This is a genomic window from Pseudomonas sp. PAMC 29040, assembly GCF_003994535.1.
Taxonomy (GTDB): Bacteria; Pseudomonadota; Gammaproteobacteria; order Pseudomonadales; family Pseudomonadaceae; genus Aquipseudomonas; species Aquipseudomonas paraversuta.
The window spans coordinates 208672-231059 of sequence record NZ_RZAA01000002.1; the positions used below are offsets into that span (position 1 = coordinate 208672).

The window sequence follows — 22388 nt, forward strand, 5'->3', positions numbered from 1 at the left end:
ACATCAATTTGAAAAAGCCCGCAGTGACTGGCAGCCAACAAGAATTTCAAAGGAGCATTAATGTGAACCGTTTAAACCTGATCCCCGGTCAACTGAGCCTTGCCCAACTGCGTGACATTTATCAGCAGCCGGTAACCCTCAGTCTGGACGAAAGCGCTTCGGCGCAGATTGATGCCAGCGTGGCCTGCGTCGAGCAAATCCTTGCCGAGAACCGCACCACCTATGGCATCAATACCGGTTTTGGTTTGTTGGCTTCGACAAAAATTGCCAGCGAAGACCTGGAAAACCTCCAGCGTTCGCTGGTGCTGTCCCATGCGGCCGGTATCGGCGAGCCGTTGAGCGATGACATGGTGCGCCTGATCATGGTGCTTAAGGTCAACAGCCTGAGCCGTGGTTTCTCCGGTATTCGCCGCGTAGTGATCGACGCCTTGATCGCCTTGATCAATGCCCAGGTTTATCCGCACATCCCGCTAAAAGGCTCGGTGGGTGCATCGGGCGATCTGGCGCCTTTGGCCCATATGTCCCTGGTGCTGCTGGGCGAAGGCAAGGCGCGCTACAAAGGTCAATGGCTGGATGCCGTTGCGGCCTTGAAGCAGGCTGGCCTTGAGCCGCTGACCCTGGCGGCCAAGGAAGGGCTGGCCTTGCTCAACGGCACTCAGGTGTCGACTGCCTACGCGCTGCGCGGCCTGTTTGAAGGTGAAGACCTGTTTGCCGCCGCCATGGCCTGCGGCGGCCTGACGGTGGAAGCGGTACTGGGTTCGCGCTCGCCGTTCGACCCGCGCATTCATGCCGCACGTGGCCAGCGCGGGCAAATCGACGCCGCTGCGATCTACCGTGATCTGCTGGGCACCAGCAGCGAAGTGTCCGAGTCGCACAAAAACTGCGACAAGGTGCAAGACCCGTACTCCCTGCGTTGCCAGCCGCAAGTGATGGGTGCCTGCCTGACCCAGTTCCGCCAGGCCGCCGAAGTGCTGGGCATTGAGGCCAACGCCGTATCGGACAACCCGCTGGTGTTTGCCGAGCAGGGCGACGTGATCTCGGGCGGCAACTTCCACGCCGAGCCGGTTGCCATGGCGGCCGACAACATGGCCCTGGCCATTGCAGAAATCGGTTCGCTGAGCGAGCGCCGTATCTCGTTGATGATGGACAAGCACATGTCGCAACTGCCGCCGTTCCTGGTGGCCAATGGTGGCGTCAACTCCGGCTTCATGATCGCTCAGGTGACGGCTGCGGCCCTGGCCAGCGAGAACAAGGCACTGGCCCATCCCCATAGCGTCGACAGCATTCCCACCTCGGCCAACCAGGAAGACCACGTCTCGATGGCTCCGGCTGCAGGCAAGCGTCTGTGGGAAATGGCCGAGAACACCCGTGGCGTGCTGGCGGTCGAGTGGCTGGCGGCGTGCCAGGGGCTTGATCTGCGTGATGGCCTGAAAACCTCGGTCAAGCTTGAAATTGCCCGTACCACTTTGCGTAGCAAGGTCGCGTTCTACGAAAAAGACCGCTTCTTCGCCCCGGATATCGAAGCCGCCATGCAGTTGCTGGCCTCGCGCTGTCTGAATGAGCTGGTGCCTGCCAACGTTCTTCCAAGCCTGTAACCCAAAAAACGCAGAGCGCTCGTTGAGCGCTCTGCGTATCTGTTTTCGCCGACAAAAATAACTAGGGACGCGAAATGCAAAGTCAAACTCAAGGTTTGAAGCGCGGGCTATCGGCCCGTCACATCCGTTTTATGGCGCTGGGTTCAGCGATCGGAACGGGTCTTTTTTATGGTTCAGCCGCTGCCATCCAAATGGCTGGACCTGCTGTGCTGCTGGCGTACCTGATTGGTGGCGCCGCGGTCTTCATGGTGATGCGCGCACTGGGGGAAATGGCCGTGCGCGATCCGGTGTCCGGCTCGTTCGGTCATTACGCCAGTACCTACCTGGGGCCGATGTCCGGCTTTATCCTCGGCTGGACCTATGCCTTCGAGATGATCATCGTGTGTCTGGCCGATATCACCGCCTTCGGTATCTATATGGGCTTCTGGTTTCCCGAAGTGGCGCGCTGGATCTGGGTGCTGGGCATCGTGCTGCTGATCGGCGGGTTGAATTTGTGCAGCGTCAAAGTCTTCGGTGAAATGGAGTTCTGGCTGTCGCTGCTCAAAGTTGCCGCCATTGTGGCAATGATTCTGGGCGGTTTCGGCATCATGCTGTTTGGCATCGGAACCTCCAGCACGGACGCAGCCGCAACCGGGATCAGCAATCTCTGGGCCTATGGCGGCTTTATGCCCAACGGCATCGGCGGTTTGATCGCTTCGTTTGCAGTGGTGATGTTTGCGTTTGGCGGCATTGAAATTATCGGCATCACTGCCGGCGAAGCCAAAGATCCGCAGCGCGTCATTCCCAAGGCAATCAACGCGGTCCCGTTGCGGATTTTGCTGTTCTACGTGCTGACCCTGTTTGTGCTGATGGCCATTTACCCATGGACCCAGATTGGCAGCCAGGGCAGTCCGTTTGTGCAGATTTTCGACAGCCTGGGCATCAGCTCGGCGGCTACCATCCTCAACATCGTGGTGATTTCGGCAGCCGTGTCGGCAATCAACAGCGACATCTTCGGCGCAGGCCGCATGATGTTCGGTCTGGCCCAGCAGGGGCAGGCGCCTAAAGGCTTTGCCAAAATTTCCCGTCACGGTGTGCCGTGGATGACCGTTCTGGTCATGGGGGTCACACTTTTGGCCGGTGTGCTGCTTAACTACCTGATCCCGGAAAACATCTTCCTGGTTATCGCCTCGATTGCGACCTTCGCCACCGTGTGGGTATGGTTGATGATTCTGGTGACCCAGGTAGCCATGCGCCGCTCCATGACCCGTGAACAAGTGGCCGAGCTCAAGTTTCCGGTGCCGTTCTGGCCCTATGCACCCATTGCCGCCATCGTGTTCATGGTGTTTATCTTCGGCGTGCTGGGCTACTTCCCTGAAACTCAGGCGGCGTTGATGGTGGGTGCGGTCTGGATTGTGCTGTTGGTGGTGGCTTACCTGCTGTGGGTAAAACCGGCTGCCGGCGCTGCGGTTGAAGAAGCTCCCGAGCTTTCCTGAGTTTTTGATCATTGACGGAGTGAGCGAATGAAAACCCTGTGGCAACACTGCAATGTCGCGACCATGGCCAATGGCACGTACTCAATCATCGAGGATGCGGCCATCGTGACCCGTGAGGGCTTCATTGAGTGGATCGGACCGCGTCTGCAATTGCCAGTGGGCGAGTACGCCCGGACCGAAGAACTGCAAGGCGCCTGGGTCACCCCGGGGCTGATCGATTGCCACACGCATACGGTCTTTGGCGGTAACCGCAGCGGCGAGTTCGAGCAGCGCCTGCAAGGTGTGAGCTATGCCGAAATCGCTGCCGCCGGTGGTGGCATTGCCAGTACCGTGCGGGCGACCCGTGCTGCCAGTGAAGATGAGTTGTTTGCCAGTGCCCGTCAGCGTCTGACCTGTCTGTTGCGAGACGGTGTGACCAGCGTCGAGATCAAGTCCGGTTACGGCCTGAGCCTTGAGAGCGAACGCAAAATCCTGCGGGTGATTCGTCGCCTCGGCCAGGAGTTGCCGGTGACGGTGCGCAGCACCTGTCTGGCGGCCCACGCCTTGCCGCCGGAATACAAAGACCGGGCTGATGACTACATCCAGCATATCTGCAGCGAAATGCTCCCGGCGCTGGCAGCTGAAGGGCTGGTGGATGCGGTGGATGCGTTCTGCGAATACCTGGCGTTTTCCCCTGAACAGGTGGAGCGGGTGTTCAAGGTGGCGCAGGCGCTGGAGTTGCCGGTCAAGCTGCATGCCGAGCAACTGTCGTCCTTGCACGGTTCCAGTCTGGCGGCGCGCTATCAGGCGCTGTCGGCGGATCATCTGGAGTTCATGACCGAAGACGACGCCATCGCCATGGCCAAATCGGGCACTGTGGCGGTGCTGTTGCCGGGTGCGTTCTATTTCCTGCGCGAAACTCAACTGCCGCCCATGGATGCCTTGCGCAAACACGGGGTTAAAATCGCCATCGCCAGCGACCTCAACCCCGGCACGTCGCCAGGTCTGTCGCTGCGCCTGATGCTGAACATGGCCTGCACCCTGTTCCGCATGACCCCTGAAGAAGCTCTGGCCGGGGTTACACAGCACGCTGCAACGGCATTGGGCATGGGCCAGACCCACGGTTCGCTGGAACCGGGCAAAGTGGCCGATTTTGTGGCCTGGAACATCGATCGGCCGGCAGACCTGGCCTATTGGCTGGGTGGTGATCTGGATAAACGCGTCGTGCGCAATGGCGCCGACGTTGAGCTTTAGGAGAAACGCTTGTGGATAAGGTTCTGACATTCAAACAGGGTCGCGTGCCATTGCTGATCAGCATGCCCCACGCCGGCCTGAAGCTGACCCCGGCCGTTAAAGCCGGTCTGATTCCCGAAGCACAAAGCCTGCCGGATACCGACTGGCATATCCCGCAGCTTTACGACTTTGCTGCCGATCTGGGGGCCAGCACCCTGGCGGCCGAGTATTCGCGCTATGTGATTGACCTCAATCGCCCCGAAGACGATGCGCCGATGTACGTGGGGGCAACCACCGGTCTGTTCCCGGCCACACTGTTCGACGGAGTACCCTTGTTTCGCGAGGGGCAGGTGCCGTCGGCGGCAGAACGGGCGACCTATCTGGAGCACATCTGGAAGCCTTACCACCAGACCTTGCAGCAGGAGCTCAAGCGCCTCAAGGATGAGTTTGGCTATGCACTGCTGTTCGACGCGCACTCGATCCGCTCCCAGGTGCCGCACCTGTTTGACGGTCGCCTGCCGGACTTCAACCTGGGGACCTTCAATGGCGCCAGTTGCGACCCGGCCCTGGCCAGCGATCTGCAAGCGATCTGCGCCGAGCATCCGGCCTACAGTCACGTGCTGAACGGGCGCTTCAAAGGCGGCCACATCACCCGTCATTACGGTAGCCCTGTGGATAACATCCACGCCGTGCAGCTGGAGCTGGCGCAGAGCACCTACATGGAAGAGTTCGAGCCGTTCAAATATCGCCAGGATCTGGCAGCGCCGACTCAGGAAGTGCTCAAGCAATTGCTGGCGCGGATCATCCAGTGGGGCCAGCAGCGCTACGCTTGATCTGAACCCTGCAGGAGCGAGCTTGCCAATGGATGGAAAAGCTCGCTGCTGCGAGTTTTTCGGCGTATTCATCTGCGCATGCTCATTCCAGCAATCGGGTTTATGATGCCAGACGGCAACATTTTTTCAGCCCCACATGGAGTGCGTAATGCAGACCTTGTTCCCGCAGATCAAACCCTACGCCCGGCATGAACTGGCGGTGGACGAGCCGCATGTGCTCTACATTGATGAAAGTGGCTCCCCGGACGGCTTGCCGGTGCTGTTTGTCCACGGCGGGCCAGGGTCGGGCTGCGATGCCAATAGCCGCTCCTATTTCGATCCCAACCTGTACCGCATCATTACCTTCGATCAGCGCGGTTGCGGGCGTTCGACCCCTCACGCCAGCCTCGAAAACAACACCACCTGGGATCTGGTCACAGATATGGAGCGCATCCGTCTGTACCTGGGTATCGAGCAGTGGGTGGTGTTTGGCGGCTCATGGGGCTCGACCCTGTCGCTGGCGTACGCGCAGACCCATCCCGAACGCGTACAGGGCCTGATCCTGCGCGGAATATTTCTGGCCCGCCCACAAGAAATCGAATGGTTCTATCAGTCGGGTGCCAGCCGGATTTTCCCGGATTACTGGGAAGAGTATGTCGCGCCGATCCCCGAAGAAGAGCGTCATGACCTGCTGACGGCTTTCCATAAGCGCCTGACCGGTAATGACCAGATTGCCCAGATGCATGCGGCCAAGGCGTGGGCGGCCTGGGAGGGGCGTGCTGCTACCTTGCGCCCCAACCCGCAAGTGGTCGACCGCTTCTGCGATCCGCACCGGGCCCTGTCGATTGCCCGGATCGAGTGCCATTACTTCATGAACAATGCGTTTCTGGAGTCCAACCAGCTGATCCGCGACATGCACAAGATTGCCCACCTGCCGGGTGTAATAGTGCACGGTCGTTACGACATGATCTGCCCGCTGGACAATGCCTGGGAGCTGCACAAGAACTGGCCCGACAGCGAGCTGCAAGTGATTCGGGAGGCCGGGCATGTGGCCTCCGAACCCGGTATTACTGACGCGCTGGTGCGTGCCACCGAGCAAATGGCCCGCCGTCTGCTGCGCTTGCAGCCCGACGAAGCATGAAGGGGCTGTTACAGCGGGTCAGCAGCGCACGGGTAGAGGTTGGCGGAGAAACTGTCGGTGCCATCGATCAGGGCTTGCTGGTGCTGGTCGCCGTCGAGCCGGGTGACACCGAAGCCAATGCCGCCAAGTTGCTGCACAAATTGCTCAACTACCGGGTGTTCAGTGATGCCGAGGGCAAAATGAACCTGTCGCTGGCCGATATCGGCGGCGGTTTGCTGCTGGTTTCGCAGTTCACCCTGGCGGCCGATACCAAAAGCGGCCTGCGCCCGAGCTTCTCCACGGCAGCGCCCCCTGCGCAGGCCGAGGCGCTGTTCAATCACCTGTTAAACGATGCCAAACGTCTGCATCCAAATGTCGAGTCGGGCCGCTTTGGAGCCGATATGCAGGTGCATTTGGTCAACGACGGCCCGGTTACATTTTTGTTACATACATAAAAACCCGAAAAACCTCGTTTTCGTCCGAAAACAGGGGGTTTTAGCGATAAATACTTGCTGAGACTAGATGCGTTGTAACGCGGCCTACTAGATAATCCTGCGCTACATAGAGTCTTGTCCTACTGTCTTGGGGAATCATTCATCCCTTTGGCTGTCGGAAGAGTGCTCGCCAACCTGGCATTTAGATCGCTGGCCGTTGGTTTCATCATCTGTTTTCGGCGAGGTTTGCTCGTGATTGTTAGTCCAATTAATGCACCAAAAATGTCTGCCAAGCGGTTACGCAACGCACTGGTGACGGGCTCTGCGCTCTTTTGCTTGTTCGGTGCGGGTCAACTGTGGGCATTCAGTCTGGATGACGTGGCGGCCGAGGCGAAGACCCTGGCTGAACAGAAATACCAAGCGCCACGCAGCAATTTGCCTAATGAGTTCCGTGACATGAAGTTCGCGGACTACCAAAAAATTCAGTTCAACCGCGACAAAGCCCAGTGGGCCGGGGATAAAACCCCGTTCAAGTTGTCCTTCTATCACCAGGGCATGCATTTCGACACGCCGGTGAAAATCAATGAAGTGACTGCCACCAAGGTCGAAGAGATCAAGTACGACCCGAGCCGTTTCTCCTTCGGTGACGTCAAGTTCGACCCCAAGGCCACCGAAAATCTCGGCTGGGCGGGTTTCCGCGTGCTGTATCCGATCAACAAGGCGGACAAGCAGGACGAAATCATGACCATGCTCGGCGCGAGCTACTTTCGCGTAGTGGGCAAAGACCAGATCTATGGTCTGTCGGCGCGTGGCATGGCAATCGACACTGCATTGCCATCGGGCGAAGAGTTCCCGCGTTTCACCGAATTCTGGATCGAGAAGCCCAAGCCGAACGACAAGCATCTGGTGATCTTCGCCTTGCTTGACTCGCCGCGTGCGACCGGTGCTTACCGCTTTACCCTGCGTCCGGGCATGGACACAGTGGTGGACGTCAAGGCGCAAATGTTCCTGCGTGACAAAGTGGGCAAGCTGGGCATCGCTCCGCTGACCAGCATGTACCTGTTCGGCGCCAACCAGCCGTCCAAGGTCCTCAACTATCGTCGCGAACTGCACGATTCGTCGGGCCTGGCGATCCATGCCGGCAATGGCGAGTGGATCTGGCGTCCACTGAACAACCCGAAACACCTGTCGGTGAGCAACTTCTCGGTTGAAAACCCGCTGGGCTTTGGCTTGCTGCAACGTGGTCGCGACTTCAGCCACTACGAAGACCTTGATGACCGCTACGACAAGCGCCCGAGCGCCTGGATCGAGCCACAGGGTGATTGGGGCAAGGGCACTGTAAACCTGGTGGAAATTCCGACTGCCGACGAAACCAACGACAACATCGTTGCGTTCTGGAGCCCGGAAGCACAGCCAGAGCCGCTCAAGCCGTTTGATTTCGCCTACCGCATGCACTGGACCCTGGATGAGGCTGCCCTGCACCCGACGGACAGCGCGTGGGTCAAGCAGACCTTGCGTTCCACTGGTGACGTGAAGCAGTCCAACCTGATCCGTCAGCCGGACGGCAGCGTGGCGTACCTGGTCGATTTCGAAGGCCCGTCGCTTGCAAAACTGCCTGAAAATACCCCTGTGCGTAGCCAGGTCAGTGTCGGCGACAATGCCGACCTGGTTGAAAACAACGTACGTTACAACCCTGAGACCAAAGGCTGGCGCCTGACCCTGCGGATGAAAATCAAAGACCCGAGCAAGGCCACGGAAATGCGTGCGGCACTGGTCCAGGATGTAGAAACCCCGGCGGCCAAACCTGCAGCGCCTGTCACCAAAGCTGAAAAAGCTGCGGCCAAGGTCAAGGACAAGCAAGAGCACAACGCCAAGGCGCCTGAAGCCGAAGCTGCACCGGCCACGCCAGAACCGGTCAAGACTGAGAAAGTGTTGACCGAGACCTGGAGCTACCAGTTGCCCGCCGATGAGTAACGCTCAAGCCCGGCCAGACTCGCTCGGCGAGTATCTGGCGCACTTGCCACTGAACGATGAGCAGCGCGCCGAACTGGCGAGCTGCACCTCGTTCGCCGAGTTGCACGCGCGTTTGTCGGCGCAATCGGACATCGATGCTGCCGAGGCCGCCCAGGCTTCGGTGGGCACGCGGCTTAACCTGAGTTCGGCAGCTGAGCTCGAGGAAGCAGAAATGCTCGCCCTCGACGCCAGCGGCCGGGTGATGCTCAAGGCCACACCGCCGATTCGCCGTACCAAAGTGGTGCCCGAGCCGTGGCGGACCAATATTCTGGTGCGTGGCTGGCGTCGTTTGACCGGGCGCAGCAATCCGCCCAAGCCGGTAATCGACGAGCGGGTGCTGCCCAAGGCCCGCTGGCGTACGGTGGGTTCGATCCGCCGTTACATCCTGCTGGTCCTGATGCTGGGTCAGACCATCGTCGCCGGCTGGTACATGAAAGGGATCATGCCGTATCAGGGCTGGGCCTTCGTCGACCTTGATGAAGTGCTGCACCAGCCATTGATGCAGACCGCGCAGCAAGTGCTGCCGTATGCCTTGCAGACCAGCATCCTGATCTTGTTCGGGATTCTGTTCTGCTGGGTTTCGGCGGGTTTCTGGACGGCCTTGATGGGCTTTCTGGAATTGCTGACCGGGCATGACAAATACCGCATTTCCGGTAAAAGTGCCGGCAATGAGCCGATCCCGGAGCAGGCGCGTACGGCGCTGGTGATGCCGATCTGTAACGAAGACGTGACCCGCGTGTTTGCGGGCCTGCGGGCTACGTACGAGTCGGTCGCCGCCACCGGTGATCTGGATCGCTTCGACTTCTTCGTGCTCAGCGACAGTAACGATCCTGATATCTGTGTTGCCGAACAACAGGCCTGGCTGGATGTGTGCCGCGAAACAGAAGGCTTCGGGCGGATTTTCTATCGCCGTCGGCGCCGTCGTGTGAAACGTAAAAGCGGCAACCTCGACGACTTCTGCCGTCGCTGGGGCGGCGATTACAAGTACATGGTGGTGCTCGACGCCGACAGCGTCATGAGCGGCGAATGCCTGACCAGCCTGGTGCGCTTGATGGAAGCCACGCCAGACGCCGGCATCATCCAGACCGCGCCACGGGCGTCGGGTATGGATACCCTGTATGCACGCATGCAGCAATTTGCGACGCGGGTATACGGGCCGCTGTTTACCGCCGGTTTGCACTTCTGGCAGCTGGGTGAATCCCACTACTGGGGCCACAACGCAATCATCCGCATGAAACCTTTTATCGAGCACTGCGCCCTGGCGCCGCTGCCGGGTAAAGGGGCTTTTGCGGGGGCGATCCTGTCCCACGACTTCGTTGAAGCCGCGTTGATGCGTCGTGCCGGTTGGGGCGTATGGATTGCCTACGACTTGCCGGGCAGCTACGAAGAACTGCCGCCAAACCTGCTGGACGAACTCAAGCGTGACCGTCGCTGGTGCCACGGTAACCTGATGAACTTCCGCCTGTTCCTGGTCAAGGGTATGCACCCGGTGCATCGCGCGGTGTTCCTGACGGGTGTGATGTCGTATCTGTCAGCACCGTTGTGGTTCTTCTTCCTGTTGCTGTCGACGGCCTTGCTGGCGGTCAACACGCTGATGGAACCGCAGTACTTCATGGAACCGCGCCAGTTGTATCCGCTGTGGCCACAATGGCACCCGGACAAGGCCGTGGCGCTGTTTTCGACCACCATCGTGCTTTTGTTCCTGCCTAAATTGCTCAGCATCATTCTGATCTGGGCCAAGGGCGCCAAAGAGTTCGGTGGCAAGTTCAAGGTCACGTTGTCGATGTTGCTGGAAATGCTGTTCTCGATGCTGCTGGCACCGGTGCGCATGATCTTCCACACCCGCTTTGTACTGGCTGCGTTCCTTGGCTGGGCTGCGACCTGGAACTCGCCACAACGCGACGATGACTCCACCCCATGGAGCGAAGCCGTTCGCCGGCATGGCCCGCAAACCCTGCTGGGTGCGGCCTGGGCCGGGTTGGTACTGTGGTTGAATCCGAGCTTTCTGTGGTGGCTGGTGCCGATTGTCGGTTCGCTGATGCTGTCGATTCCGGTGTCGGTGATTTCCAGCCGGGTCAAGCTGGGCCTCAAGTCCCGTGACGAAAGCCTGTTCCTGATTCCTGAGGAATACGCGCCGCCCCGTGAGTTGTCGGCTACCGCCGAGTACACCCACGAGAACCGCTACCGCGCGCTGCATGACGGCTTTGTCCGGGCCGTGGTTGATCCGCAGCAGAACGCCCTGGCCTGTGGCCTGGCGACCTCGCGTCACCGTGCCGCCGAGCCGATTGAATGGCTGCGGGCCGAGCGCGTGCGTCATGCTCTCAAGGTCGGGCCTCAGGGTCTGAACAATAACGAGCGCATGGCGTTGTTGAGCGACCCGGTTGCACTGGGCCGCCTGCATGCGCTGGTATGGAGCGAAGGCCACGAAGACTGGCTGAACGCCTGGCGTGAATCGGTTGCGGCCGATCCTCACGCGCCGTTGCTGCCCCTGCAACCGGCAGCATGATCTAACGCGAGCAACCTGCTCCTGCTTTTGTGGGAGCAGGCTTGTCCGCGATAGCATCGCCAGCAAGCCGGCTGCCACACAGATCACCCGCTATAAATCACACCTGCCTGCACCCCCCCCCGCCTGTCGCGCTTTTCTATCGCAAAACTCGTCTCATAACCCTTCTGTGAGTTAGCATCCGTCTCCGAATGGGTGAGTGCCCGGCTTTATTGGCTTTTTGAATCGAGCCCGCCGCTGGCCAACACCTTTATAAGCAGGTCGAGGGGAGTTGATGATGAAGAAGTTTCTGTCAAAACTGCTGTGCGGTGTCACTGCACTGCTGGCGGTGAGCGCCGCTCATGCAGGCGCAATCGAGGACGCGGTCAAGCGCGGTACGTTGAAAGTGGGCATGGACCCGACCTACATGCCGTTCGAAATGACTAACAAACGCGGTCAGATCATTGGCTTCGAAGTTGATCTGCTCAAAGCCATGGCCAAGTCCATGGGCGTCAAACTGGAACTGGTGTCCACCGGCTATGACGGCATCATCCCGGCCCTGATGACCAACAAGTTCGACATGATCGGCAGCGGCATGACCCTGACCCAGGAGCGCAACCTGCGCCTCAATTTCAGCGAACCCTTCATTGTTGTGGGCCAGACCCTGCTGATTCGCAAAGAACTGGAAGACAAGGTCAAGTCCTACAAAGACCTCAACGACCCGCAATACCGCCTGACTTCGAAGATCGGCACCACGGGTGAAATCGTCGCCCGCAAACTGATGTCAAAAGCCCAGTACCACGGCTATGACAACGAACCGGAAGCGGTACTGGACGTGGTAAACGGCAAGGCCGATGCGTTTATCTATGACGCCCCGTACAACGTTGTGGCCGTCAACAAGTTCGGTAACGGCAAGCTGGTGTTCCTCGACAAGCCATTCACCTACGAGCCGCTGGCCTTCGGTCTGAAGAAAGGCGACTACGACAGCATCAACTACATCAACAACTTCCTGCACCAGATCCACGAAGACGGCACCTACGATCGCATCCATGACAAGTGGTTCAAAGACACTGCCTGGCTCAAAGACATGGAATAAGGCCGACTCTTCAATCGCGAGCATTTGCGTTAACTCCTGCAGGAGCGAGCCTGCCCGCGATTGACGGCCTCCCTAGCGACACAAAACGTGGAACCTGAAAGTGATCAAACAAAAAAAACCCCAGTGGCCCTGGCACGTATTGACCGTGCTGGTGCTCATCGGTCTGGCGGGCGGTCTGTACTACGCCACCTCGCTGATGTCCTACGAATGGCGCTGGAATCGAGTCCCGCAGTACTTCGCCTACCAGGCTGAAGAAGCCCAGCGGGCAGCCGAAACCTCCACCTTGATTGAGCTGGTGCGCAAGGGCGACAATACCGAAGTGGTGCTGAAAGGTGACGATGGCGCCGAACAGCGTCTGACCGTGGCCGACAACAGCCTGCAACTGGCCGAAGGTGACGATGTTGCCGAAGGCGATGTGGTGGGGGTCAATCGTCATTGGGCGGCAGGCCCGCTGCTCTGGGGCTTGTGGACCACCGTCTGGCTGTCACTGGTATCCGGTGTGCTGGGGTTGCTGATCGGCCTGGCCACCGGGCTCTGCCGGTTGTCGAAAAACCCGACCCTGCGCGATCTGTCGACCCTGTATGTGGAACTGGTTCGTGGCACGCCGCTGCTGGTACAGATTTTTATCTTTTACTTCTTTATCGGCACCGTGCTCAACCTGTCCCGCGAGTTTGCCGGTATTGCCGCGTTGTCGCTGTTTACCGGTGCCTATGTGGCCGAAATCATCCGCTCGGGCGTGCAATCCATAGCCCGCGGGCAAGACGAAGCGGCGCGCTCGCTGGGTCTCAATGCCAGCCAGTCGATGCGTCACGTGGTTCTGCCACAAGCCTTCAAGCGCGTGCTGCCACCCTTGGCCGGGCAATTTATCAGTCTGGTAAAAGACACCTCTCTGGTGTCGGTGATTGCGATTACCGAGTTGCTTAAAAGTGGCCGTGAAGTCATCACCACTTCGTTTTCGCCGTTCGAGATTCTGTTCTGCGTGGCGGGCCTGTACCTGTTGATCAACCTGCCGCTGTCGCATTTGGCCAGCCGGCTTGAGCGGAGGCTTGCGCAAAGTGATTGAAGTTCGCGAACTGGTAAAAGTCTTCGATACCCGCGGGCAAGTCGTCCGTGCGGTAGACAATGTCAGCACCACAGTGGCCAAAGGCGAAGTGCTGGTGGTGATTGGGCCTTCGGGCTCAGGTAAATCGACCTTTCTACGCTGCCTCAACGGCCTGGAAGAGTTCGACTCCGGTTCGGTCAGCATCGACGGTCTGGACCTGGCCGACCCGAAAACTGACGTCAACGCCTATCGCCGTGAAGTCGGCATGGTGTTCCAGCATTTCAACCTGTTCCCGCACATGACCGTGCTCGAAAACCTGTGTCTGGCGCAGAAGGTCGTGCGCAAGCGCGGCAAGGCCGAGCGCGAGGCCAAGGCCCGGGCTCTGCTGGAGAAGGTCGGGATCGGGCAGAAGGCTGACGAGTATCCGTCGCGGCTATCGGGCGGCCAGCAGCAACGGGTGGCAATTGCCCGCGCCCTGGCGATGGAACCCAAGGTGATGCTGTTCGACGAGCCGACTTCGGCGCTTGACCCGGAAATGGTCGGCGAAGTGCTGGACGTGATGAAGACCCTGGCCCGTGAAGGCATGACCATGGTCTGTGTGACCCACGAGATGGGCTTTGCCCGTGAAGTGGCCAATCGCGTGCTGTTCTTTGATCACGGCAAGCTGCTGGAGGATTCCGCCCCGGAAGACTTCTTCAACTCGCCCAAAGACCTGCGGGCCCAGGCGTTCCTGCGTCAGGTGCTGTAAAACCCCAGCCCTGCAGGGGCTCGCTCCTGCAGGGTTATCAGACTTCAGACCTTGAAGCGTGCCACCAGCGCCTGCAGGTGCGCACCCAGGCGCGCCAGCTCAACGCTGGACGCCGCGGTCTCTTCGCTTGCCGCTGCCGTCTGCTCTGACACGTCACGCACATTCAGCACGCTGCGGTTGATCTCTTCAGCTACGGCGCTTTGTTGTTCGGCGGCCGCCGCAATCTGTTGGTTCATGCCCTGAATGGTCGACACCGTGCGGGTGATGCTGCCCAGCGCTTCGCCTGCACGACGGGTGAGTTCAACGCTGCTGTCGGTCAGGATACGGCTGCTGTCCATGCTGCTGGAGGCCTGCCGGGTACCGCTTTGCAGGCCTTCAATGAGCTCTTCGATCTCTTCGGTGGATTTTTGCGTGCGCTGCGCCAGGCTGCGTACCTCGTCGGCTACCACCGCAAAGCCACGGCCTGCCTCACCGGCGCGGGCGGCCTCGATGGCGGCATTGAGCGCCAGCAGGTTGGTTTGCTGGGCCACCGACTTGATCACATCGAGCACGCTGCCGATCTTGTCACTTTCGCGCTTGAGATGATCCATGGCTTCGGTGGAGTGGCCCACTTCAATCGCCAGTTTCTCGATCTGGGCAATGGCTTCACCGACCACTTTGTCGCCTTCACGGGACTGCTGGTCGGCAACAACCGCGGCTTCTGAGGCCTCTTCGGCATTGCGCGCCACTTCCTGCACCGTTGCCGCCATTTCGTGCATGGCGGTAGCGACTTGATCGGTTTCGACTTTCTGGCTGTTGACCCCGGCACTGGTCTGTTCGGTCACGGCTGAGAGTTCTTCGGCCGCGCTGGCAATCTGGGTCACGCCATCGCTGATGCCCCCGATCAGTTCGCGCAGACCTTCGGTCATCCTTTGCACGGCTTGCTGCAATTGCCCCAGCTCGTCGCGGCGAGCGGTGGGGTTGTCATGGCTCAGGTCGCCTGCGGCGATCCATTCAACGGTCTTGAGCGTGCGCTGCAGCGGGATGACGATCTGCCGGGTAATAACCCAGGCAGCAATGATGCCCAGTACCAGCGCCAGTAATGTACAACCTATGAGCAGGTTCTCGGCCTGCTGGCTGTCGTGATCGCGTTTTTCGGTTTGCAGGGTCGAAAGCTTCTGGCTCAGATCGATCAGGGTGCTGCCTTGCTGCTGCATGCGCGTCAGCGCCCGGGCACTGGCGACTTGAGCATCGCGAAAGCCGGTCACGGCGGCCCGATAGTTTTGCATGGCCAGCGTGGCTTGCTGCAAGTGGCTCAGATGTTCGTCGGGGAGCCTGGCGGGCAGGCTGTCGAGTTCTTTGAGCGCATGGTCGATGGCATCCAGGGCGGGCTGCTCGGCCTCGGGGCTGGCGCTATAGGTGTAGCCACGCACCTGGAACCTGGCTTGCTGAAGCAGTTTTTGCAGTTCGATGACGCTCTTGTACTGCGCCAGGCTGTCGCTTTGCAGCAAGGTCTGCTCAATGTCTGCAACGCTGGCGACGGCGCTGTCGGCGGTACTGCCGAGCAGTACGCGGTTGGCTTCACGTGCTTGAGTGGCCAGCCCGGAGTCGGCGAATGCGCTTTTGTATTCGGCCACCGCGGCGAGCTGTTGCTCGACTAGGGCCAGCTCCGCAGGATCGGTGAGCTGGCGGCGCGACAGGTCCAGCGTCTGGTCCAGGGCGGTCAACTGGCCATTTACCTCGGCGTTGCCTTTTTCACCCTTGTCCCGCTCGTAGTCCAGACGTGCAATGCGCAGGTCTTTGGTCAGCTCGATGGTCTTTGATATGTTGGCCAGCTTGTCACCGCGGTCGATCACTGAAACCAGACCCTTCCAACCGATTGCGCTTATCAGCACTGTTAAAACCAGCACCAGACCAAATCCCAGGCCCAGCTTGCGATTAACACCGATATTGCCCAGTAGTCTGGCCAGTTGACGGTACATGATGAAACTCCTTTTATGACGCGAGCAGCCTGACGGGAAGCCGTCCATTGCTTTGCGTTCTTCACGGGTATCAGGGCATCGGCGTGGCGCAGGGGAACTGAAGCGGGGGGTGTTGAATGTGTGACCGAGGCCTCAAACCCGCAGCGCAACTTCGTAGTCGCCGAGGAACGAGGCTGCGATGGCTGCGAAGCTGGCCCCGGGGGGGGCGCAGCCTCGCTCATAGTCAGCGACTAGGTGGCAGGGCTCAGAACAGCCGGGCGAGAAGGGCGGTGACGGCGGTTTCGACCCGCAGGATGCGCGCGCCGAGTTGCACCGGTTGCAGGCCGGCTTTGGCCAGCAGGTCGATTTCGTACGGAATCCAGCCGCCTTCCGGGCCGATAGCCAGGGTCACGGCTTGATCCAGGCCGCGTGGGCACGCGGGGTAATCACCGGGGTGGCCAACCAGGCCCAGTGTGCCTTCGACCAGCTGTGGCAGGCGGTCTTCGACAAACGGCTTGAAACGTTTTTCGATGATGATTTCAGGCAGCACGCTGTCGCGGGACTGCTCCAGCCCCAGAATCAGCTGTTCGCGAATTGCTTCGGGCTCCAGAAACGGGGTCTGCCAAAAGCTTTTTTCGACCCGGTAACTGTTGACCAGAACCACCCTGGGCACGCCCATCGAGGCAACTGTCTGCAGGACCCGGCGCAACATCTTCGGGCGCGGCAGGGCCAGTAACAGGGTCAGGGGCAGTTTGTCGGGCGGCGGCTGGTCGAGGTTGTGGATAACCAGTTCGGCTTCTTTGGCCTCCAGGCGCACCAGTTCGGCGCTGCCCATTAAACCGCCGATGCGTCCGACCCGCAGGTTGTCGCCCACTGCCGCACGGTGCACTTCCTGCATGTGAGTCAGGCGCCGATCGCGCAGGATCACGCGATCGGCGGCAATGAAATCAGCCTCTTCGAGGAGCAGCAGGTTCACGCTTGCGGTGCTGGCGGCTGGGCGTTGCTGTCGTTCTCGGGCTGTTCGTCCGGGTGATCGCCACGCTTGTTTTTGCTGATCAGGCTGCCGAACAGAATGCCGATTTCAAACAGCATCCACATCGGAATCGCCAGCAGGGTCTGGGAGAAGATGTCCGGGGGGGTCAGGATCATGCCGACTACAAAGCAGCCGATAATCACGTACGGCCGGATTTTGCGCAGGTATTTGACGTCGACAATTCCGATCCATACCAGCAGCACCACTGCCACCGGGATTTCAAAGGCTACGCCAAAGGCAAAAAACAGGGTCATGACGAAATCAAGGTAGCTACTGATGTCGGTCATCATGGCCACGCCTTCCGGTGTCGCGGAGGCGAAGAACTTGAACACCAGCGGGAACACCAGGAAATAGGCGAACGCCATGCCGGCGTAGAACAGGAAGATGCTGGAGATCAGCAGCGGCACGGCAATGCGCTTTTCGTGCTTGTACAGGCCGGGGGCGATAAAGCCCCAGATCTGATGAAGGATCACCGGGATCGCTATAAACAGCGACACCATCATGGTCAGCTTGAGCGGTGTGAGGAACGGCGATGCCACGTCGGTGGCGATCATCGTGGCGCCCACCGGCAGGTATTCACGCAATGGCGTGGAAACCAGGGTGTAGATCTGCTGGGTGAAGGCGAACAACCCGATGAAGATCAGAAAAATCGCGGCGATGCAGCGCAGCAGGCGGGTGCGCAGCTCGGTCAGATGCGAAACCAGCGGCATTGGCTGGTCGTGTTCAGGCTTATCGCTCATGCGCTTAGGGGGCTCGCGGTGGCAGGGTAGGGTCGTGTGGCACTGCCGGTTGAGGCGCAGGCCCGGACTCGGTCTTGCTCAGGCTGACCGGAGCAGGGGCCGGCGGCTCTGCAGGCTCCGGCTGCGCAGGTGCGGCCAAAGGCTGGGTCGGCATCACAGGTGGCACAGGCGGCTGGAGCGGGGCCAGAATCTTCTTGGCTTCTTCTTCCATCGACAGGATGTGCTCGTTGTGCAGTTGCCGACGAATTTCGTCGGCGCCGATTTCACGCTCAACTTCCTGTTTGATCGCATTGAAGCTGCGTTTCAAGCGGCCGATCCACAGCCCCGCCGTGCGTGCTGCTCCCGGCAGGCGCTCGGGGCCGAGCACCAACAGGGCCACCAGGCCGACGAGCAGCAGTTCACTGAAGCTGATACCGAACATTATTTTTGGCTCACACGTCTTTGCGGGTCGGCTCTTCGACTTTCTGGGCCTGCACGTCAATGGTGTGCGGCTCGTTGAGGGTCGAAGTGGTGTGTGGCTGCGGTGCGGCCGTTGGCTGTGCAGGCGGCACTACCGGTTCGGCAGGCTTCTCGTCGTCGTTCATGGCTTTGCGAAAGCCCTTGATCGATTCGCCCACGTCAGTGCCCAGGTTTTTCAGTTTTTTGGTGCCGAAGACCAGGACCACAACTACCAGAATGACGACCCAGTGTTTCCAGTCAAAAATGCCCATGATGAGTTCCTTGCAAAAAAGTTTAAGCGGATGGCCGTGAGGCTTTTTCCACGTGGCCGGAGGTACCGATGCGACGCTCCAGTTCATCCAGTACGGCCTGAGGATGCTGACCCAACTGGGCGAGCATGATCATGCTGTGGAACCATAGATCGGCGGTTTCGTAGATGACATCGCTGCAATCTCCGCTGATGGCCGCATCTTTGGCTGCGATGATGGTTTCGACCGACTCTTCGCCGACCTTCTCCAGAATCTTGTTCAGACCCTTGTGGTACAGGCTGGCGACATACGAACTGTCCGGCGAGGCGCCTTTGCGCTCTTCGAGTACCCGGGCTACGCGGCTCAAGGTGTCAGTCATTGGAGTGTCCTGCGTGATAAATGGCGTGCGGGTCTTTAAGCACCGGATCGACGGTCTTCCATCCGGAGTTTTCGTACACGCGGTAGAAGCAGCTCTGACGACCTGTATGGCAGGCGATGTCACCGATTTGTTCGACCATCAGGATAATGACGTCAGCGTCGCAGTCCAGGCGCATTTCATGCAGCTTTTGTACGTGGCCCGACTCTTCACCCTTGCGCCACAGCTTGCCACGGGAACGTGACCAGTAAATGGCACGGTTCTCGGTGGCGGTCAGGCTCAGGGCTTCGCGGTTCATCCAGGCCATCATCAAAACGCGCCCGGTTTTATGGTCCTGGGCAATCGCCGGCACCAGGCCGTCGCTGTCCCATTTGATCTCGTCCAGCCAGTTGTTCATGTTCGACTCCGCGCGTAGCGATTTAACAGTTTGCCAGCCTCGCCAGAGAGTGGCTAGAACTCCTGCAGGACAGAGCTAGCTCCTGCAGGTTATCTGCGTACGATCAGATACAGGCCCACTGCCAGCAAGATACCGGCCGGCCAGTAGCTGAGGGTGTGCAGCGGCCCGACACTGGCCAGCAGGGCCCCGGCGGCCAGATGCCCGGCACCCAGCAGACGCAGGAACCAGCTGTCCCGGGGTTCGCTGACCATCAGCCGCTGATTTTTGCTATGGGGCTGCGACATGCGTTCCAGCAGGTCGCGGGTCATGCCCGCCAGATGCGGGATCTGCTCGACCTGGCTGTGCAGGTTGCGCAACAGGGTTTTCGGGCTCACCCGTTCACGCATCCAGCGTTCAAGGAACGGCTGCGCGGTGCTCCACAGGTCGAGGTCGGGGTACAGCTGACGCCCCAGCCCTTCAATGTTGAGCAGGGTTTTTTGCAGCAGCACCAGCTGTGGCTGGACTTCCATGTTGAAGCGCCGCGCGGTCTGGAACAGGCGCATCAGCACCTGGCCAAAGGAAATTTCTTTCAGCGGTTTTTCAAAAATCGGCTCGCATACGGTACGGATCGCCGCCTCAAACTCGTTGAGCTTGGTGTGCGCCGGTACCCAGCCCGAATCAATGTGCAACTGCGCCACCCGCCGGTAATCACGCTTGAAGAAGGCAAACAGGTTGCGCGCCAGGTAGTCCTGGTCCTCGGGGGTCAGGCTGCCGACAATGCCGCAGTCGATGGCGATGTATTGCGGGCTCCACGGGCTGACTGTGCTGACAAAAATGTTGCCGGGGTGCATGTCGGCGTGAAAGAAACTGTCACGAAAAACCTGGGTGAAGAAAATCTCGACCCCGCGTTCGGCCAGCATCTTCATGTCGGTGCGCTGATCGGCGAGGGTTTTCAGGTCAGTGACCTGAACCCCGTAGATGCGCTCCATGACCAGAACCTTGGGCCGGCACCAGTCCCAGTAGATCTGCGGCACGTAAAGCATCGGCGAGCCTTCGAAGTTGCGCTTGAGCTGGCTGGCGTTGGCCGCTTCACGTAACAGGTCGAGCTCGTCGTAAATGGTTTTTTCGTAATCGCTGACTACATCCACCGGGTGCAGCAGGCGGGCGTCAGCGCTCAGGCGTTCGGCAACCCTGGCCAGAATGAACAGCCAGGCCAGGTCTGAACCGATGATTGGCTTGAGGCCCGGGCGTACGACCTTGACCACAACTTCTTCGCCGGTCTTGAGCTTGGCCGAGTGAACCTGGGCCACCGAGGCCGAGGCCAGGGGTTCGATGTCGAAACGGCTGAACACTTCGCCGATGGTGGCGCCAAGTTGCTCTTCGATCAGCTTGACCGCTACCTGCGGGTCGAACGGCGGTACGCGATCCTGCAACAGCATCAGTTCGTCGGCGATGTCTTCGGGCAGCAAGTCGCGACGGGTCGAGAGAATTTGCCCGAACTTGATAAAGATCGGTCCCAGATCCTGCAGCGCCAGGCGCAGCGCAGCGCCCCGGCTCAGCTCCAGCTTCTTGCGCGGGAACCAGCGCCACGGCAGCGCGTAGCGCAGCGAGAGCATCCACCATGGCAAGGGCAGGGCGAACAGCAAGTCATCAAGGCGGTAGCGAATGACGACGCGCTGGATGCGGAACAAACGGCGTATGGCAAGCAGCTTCATGCGTTATCGCTGGAATTGAGGGATCGGCCAAGGCGCTCAAAGCGCGCCTCAAGGCGGTCCAGGTCGAGTTTGAGTTGGTCGAGTTCGTCAAAACGCGCTTGCGCTTCACGTTCTCCGACCAAGGTGCGGGCTTCTTCGCTGAGGTATTCGGCCAGATTCTGATTAAGGCTGGCGAACCCTTGCTGATACCAGTTGGCGCGGCTGCGCAAATGACCGCCGATCAGTGCCGTGGCAACCGGTCCGAGCCAGTGCGAGAGTTCATACTCCCAGTCCAGCTCCAGGTCTTGCAGCACCTGGGCAAGCGCCATCAACACGTGGCTGTCGCCCTCAAGGTCTACTTCAGGGCTGTGCAGCACGGCGGTCTTGTCTTTGCTCAGGACCAGACGCATCAAGCTGGCAGCAGGTGCACGCAGGGTGCAATCGGCATCGGCAGCCCATTGGGTGGCCAGCAGCAGGCCTTCATCGCTGGGCAGGATAAACAGCTGCAATGCCGGAGCCGCGCATTCGACAGCAATCACTTTGCCGGTCAAAGGCTGCAAGCGCGCCATGGCCGTGCTGTCCAGCCGCAAAATGCGATTGACGCCGTTTTCGACGCTGGCGAGAAGGCCGCGGAGCAACATCAGGGCTTGATGCCGCGGTGCAGCGCAACGATGCCTGAAGTCATGTTGTGATAGGTCACCCGGTCAAACCCGGCCTCGACCATCATCGACTTCAGTGTTTCCTGGTTCGGGTGCATGCGGATCGACTCGGCCAGGTAGCGATAGCTCTCCGGGTCATTGAGGATCAGCTTGCCCACCATCGGCATGAAGGCGAACGAATAAGCATCGTAAACCTTGGACATCAATGGGTTGGTCGGTTTGGAGAACTCCAGCACCAGCAAGCGCCCGCCCGGCTTGAGTACCCGCAGCATGGAGCGCAATGCGTCTTCCTTGTGGGTCACGTTGCGCAGGCCGAAGGCGATGGTCACGCAATCGAAGTGGTTGTCCGGGAACGGCAGCTTTTCAGCGTCGGCCTGAACGAACTCGATATTGCCGGCCACACCTTTGTCCAGCAGGCGGTCACGGCCAACCTTGAGCATGGAGGCGTTGATATCTGCCAGCACTACCTGGCCGGTCGGGCCAACCAGATGGGAAAACTTGCGGGCCAGGTCACCGGTGCCGCCTGCGATGTCCAGCACCTTGTTGCCAGGGCGAACGCCGGACAGTTCGATGGTGAAACGCTTCCACAGGCGGTGCATGCCGCCCGACAGTACGTCGTTCATCAGGTCATATTTAGCGGCTACAGAGTGAAAAACCTCGGCGACTTTTTCCGCCTTTTGGCTTTCCGGCACATTTTTGAAGCCGAAGTGGGTGGTGGGTTCGGCATCGCTGCCTTTGCGCTGATCAGTCATATCGCTGTCACCAAAAGAGAATGCTGGCCATTCTAATCCCGGTGGCCGGCTTTGTCTTGGCGAGGCTGAAGGTAAGTATAGTGTCGGCCTTATTTACTCGGAG

The 22388-nt window shown here is 59.7% G+C and carries 21 protein-coding genes; 11 read left to right on the forward strand and 10 right to left on the reverse strand.

What is annotated here, in order from left to right; genetic code table 11:
* The first annotated feature begins 62 nt into the window (after nucleotides 1-62).
* The 11 genes from hutH (at nucleotide 63) to WG29040_RS03985 (ending at nucleotide 14029) form a co-directional block, all read left to right on the forward strand.
* The gene (hutH, locus tag WG29040_RS03935) at nucleotides 63-1595 is read left to right on the forward strand and encodes a histidine ammonia-lyase (protein WP_003438698.1); all 1533 of its coding nucleotides are present in this window, start codon (nucleotides 63-65) and stop codon (nucleotides 1593-1595) included.
* Nucleotides 1596-1669: 74 nt separating this feature from the next.
* Nucleotides 1670-3070 (forward strand): amino acid permease, encoded by a 1401-nt coding sequence (locus WG29040_RS03940; protein ID WP_010656302.1) that lies wholly within the window; start codon nucleotides 1670-1672, stop codon nucleotides 3068-3070.
* A 27-nt stretch (nucleotides 3071-3097) separates the two neighbouring features.
* Nucleotides 3098-4303: an imidazolonepropionase gene (gene hutI, locus WG29040_RS03945; RefSeq protein ID WP_127195694.1), complete on the forward strand. Its 1206-nt coding sequence runs from the start codon at nucleotides 3098-3100 to the stop codon at nucleotides 4301-4303.
* A gap of 11 nt (nucleotides 4304-4314) precedes the next feature.
* On the forward strand, nucleotides 4315-5115 hold the full coding sequence (gene hutG, locus WG29040_RS03950) for an N-formylglutamate deformylase (RefSeq protein WP_127195695.1): 801 nt from the start codon (nucleotides 4315-4317) through the stop codon (nucleotides 5113-5115).
* 148 nt (nucleotides 5116-5263) lie between these two features.
* Nucleotides 5264-6235, forward strand: a complete 972-nt coding sequence (gene pip / locus WG29040_RS03955; protein ID WP_003438707.1) for a prolyl aminopeptidase — start codon at nucleotides 5264-5266, stop codon at nucleotides 6233-6235.
* On the forward strand, nucleotides 6232-6669 hold the full coding sequence (gene dtd, locus WG29040_RS03960; RefSeq protein WP_010656300.1) for a D-aminoacyl-tRNA deacylase: 438 nt from the start codon (nucleotides 6232-6234) through the stop codon (nucleotides 6667-6669). Before pip ends, dtd begins: the two co-directional genes overlap by 4 nt.
* A 231-nt stretch (nucleotides 6670-6900) precedes the next feature.
* On the forward strand, nucleotides 6901-8622 hold the full coding sequence (locus tag WG29040_RS03965; protein ID WP_127195696.1) for a glucan biosynthesis protein G: 1722 nt from the start codon (nucleotides 6901-6903) through the stop codon (nucleotides 8620-8622).
* Entirely contained in the window at nucleotides 8615-11167 is a 2553-nt protein-coding gene (gene mdoH / locus WG29040_RS03970; protein ID WP_003438715.1) for a glucans biosynthesis glucosyltransferase MdoH, read from the forward strand. The genes WG29040_RS03965 and mdoH overlap by 8 nt, the downstream gene beginning before the upstream one ends.
* A gap of 274 nt (nucleotides 11168-11441) precedes the next feature.
* Nucleotides 11442-12239 carry a transporter substrate-binding domain-containing protein gene (locus WG29040_RS03975; RefSeq protein ID WP_003438717.1) on the forward strand — a complete coding sequence of 266 codons (798 nt, stop codon included), beginning with the start codon at nucleotides 11442-11444 and terminating at the stop codon, nucleotides 12237-12239.
* A 103-nt stretch (nucleotides 12240-12342) separates the two neighbouring features.
* Complete coding sequence (locus WG29040_RS03980) at nucleotides 12343-13302, forward strand: amino acid ABC transporter permease (protein WP_372238774.1); 960 nt, start codon at nucleotides 12343-12345, stop codon at nucleotides 13300-13302.
* Entirely contained in the window at nucleotides 13295-14029 is a 735-nt protein-coding gene (locus WG29040_RS03985; RefSeq protein WP_003438721.1) for an amino acid ABC transporter ATP-binding protein, read from the forward strand. The genes WG29040_RS03980 and WG29040_RS03985 overlap by 8 nt, the downstream gene beginning before the upstream one ends.
* Nucleotides 14030-14073: 44 nt before the next feature.
* On the opposite strand, the gene WG29040_RS03990 is transcribed toward WG29040_RS03985, so the two are convergent.
* From WG29040_RS03990 to ubiE, 10 genes are all read right to left on the reverse strand, one after another.
* On the reverse strand, nucleotides 14074-15990 hold the full coding sequence (locus tag WG29040_RS03990; protein ID WP_127195698.1) for a methyl-accepting chemotaxis protein: 1917 nt from the start codon (nucleotides 15988-15990) through the stop codon (nucleotides 14074-14076).
* Nucleotides 15991-16234: 244 nt separating this feature from the next.
* On the reverse strand, nucleotides 16235-16945 hold the full coding sequence (locus WG29040_RS03995; protein WP_010656296.1) for a 16S rRNA (uracil(1498)-N(3))-methyltransferase: 711 nt from the start codon (nucleotides 16943-16945) through the stop codon (nucleotides 16235-16237).
* The gene (gene tatC, locus WG29040_RS04000) at nucleotides 16942-17742 is read right to left on the reverse strand and encodes a twin-arginine translocase subunit TatC (protein WP_003438731.1); all 801 of its coding nucleotides are present in this window, start codon (nucleotides 17740-17742) and stop codon (nucleotides 16942-16944) included. The genes WG29040_RS03995 and tatC overlap by 4 nt, the downstream gene beginning before the upstream one ends.
* Nucleotides 17743-17746: 4 nt before the next feature.
* Nucleotides 17747-18163: a Sec-independent protein translocase protein TatB gene (gene tatB / locus WG29040_RS04005; protein ID WP_127195699.1), complete on the reverse strand. Its 417-nt coding sequence runs from the start codon at nucleotides 18161-18163 to the stop codon at nucleotides 17747-17749.
* Between the two features lie 10 nt (nucleotides 18164-18173).
* On the reverse strand, nucleotides 18174-18452 hold the full coding sequence (locus WG29040_RS04010; protein ID WP_003438734.1) for a twin-arginine translocase TatA/TatE family subunit: 279 nt from the start codon (nucleotides 18450-18452) through the stop codon (nucleotides 18174-18176).
* 22 nt (nucleotides 18453-18474) lie between these two features.
* Entirely contained in the window at nucleotides 18475-18807 is a 333-nt protein-coding gene (locus tag WG29040_RS04015) for a phosphoribosyl-ATP diphosphatase (protein WP_003438737.1), read from the reverse strand.
* Nucleotides 18800-19201: a phosphoribosyl-AMP cyclohydrolase gene (hisI, locus tag WG29040_RS04020; RefSeq protein WP_003438738.1), complete on the reverse strand. Its 402-nt coding sequence runs from the start codon at nucleotides 19199-19201 to the stop codon at nucleotides 18800-18802. Before hisI ends, WG29040_RS04015 begins: the two co-directional genes overlap by 8 nt.
* An 89-nt stretch (nucleotides 19202-19290) precedes the next feature.
* Entirely contained in the window at nucleotides 19291-20895 is a 1605-nt protein-coding gene (gene ubiB / locus WG29040_RS04025) for a ubiquinone biosynthesis regulatory protein kinase UbiB (RefSeq protein ID WP_127195700.1), read from the reverse strand.
* The gene (locus WG29040_RS04030) at nucleotides 20892-21515 is read right to left on the reverse strand and encodes an SCP2 domain-containing protein (RefSeq protein WP_127195701.1); all 624 of its coding nucleotides are present in this window, start codon (nucleotides 21513-21515) and stop codon (nucleotides 20892-20894) included. The genes ubiB and WG29040_RS04030 overlap by 4 nt, the downstream gene beginning before the upstream one ends.
* Nucleotides 21515-22285: a bifunctional demethylmenaquinone methyltransferase/2-methoxy-6-polyprenyl-1,4-benzoquinol methylase UbiE gene (ubiE, locus tag WG29040_RS04035; RefSeq protein WP_003438744.1), complete on the reverse strand. Its 771-nt coding sequence runs from the start codon at nucleotides 22283-22285 to the stop codon at nucleotides 21515-21517. The genes WG29040_RS04030 and ubiE overlap by 1 nt, the downstream gene beginning before the upstream one ends.
* Nucleotides 22286-22388 lie beyond the last annotated feature (103 nt).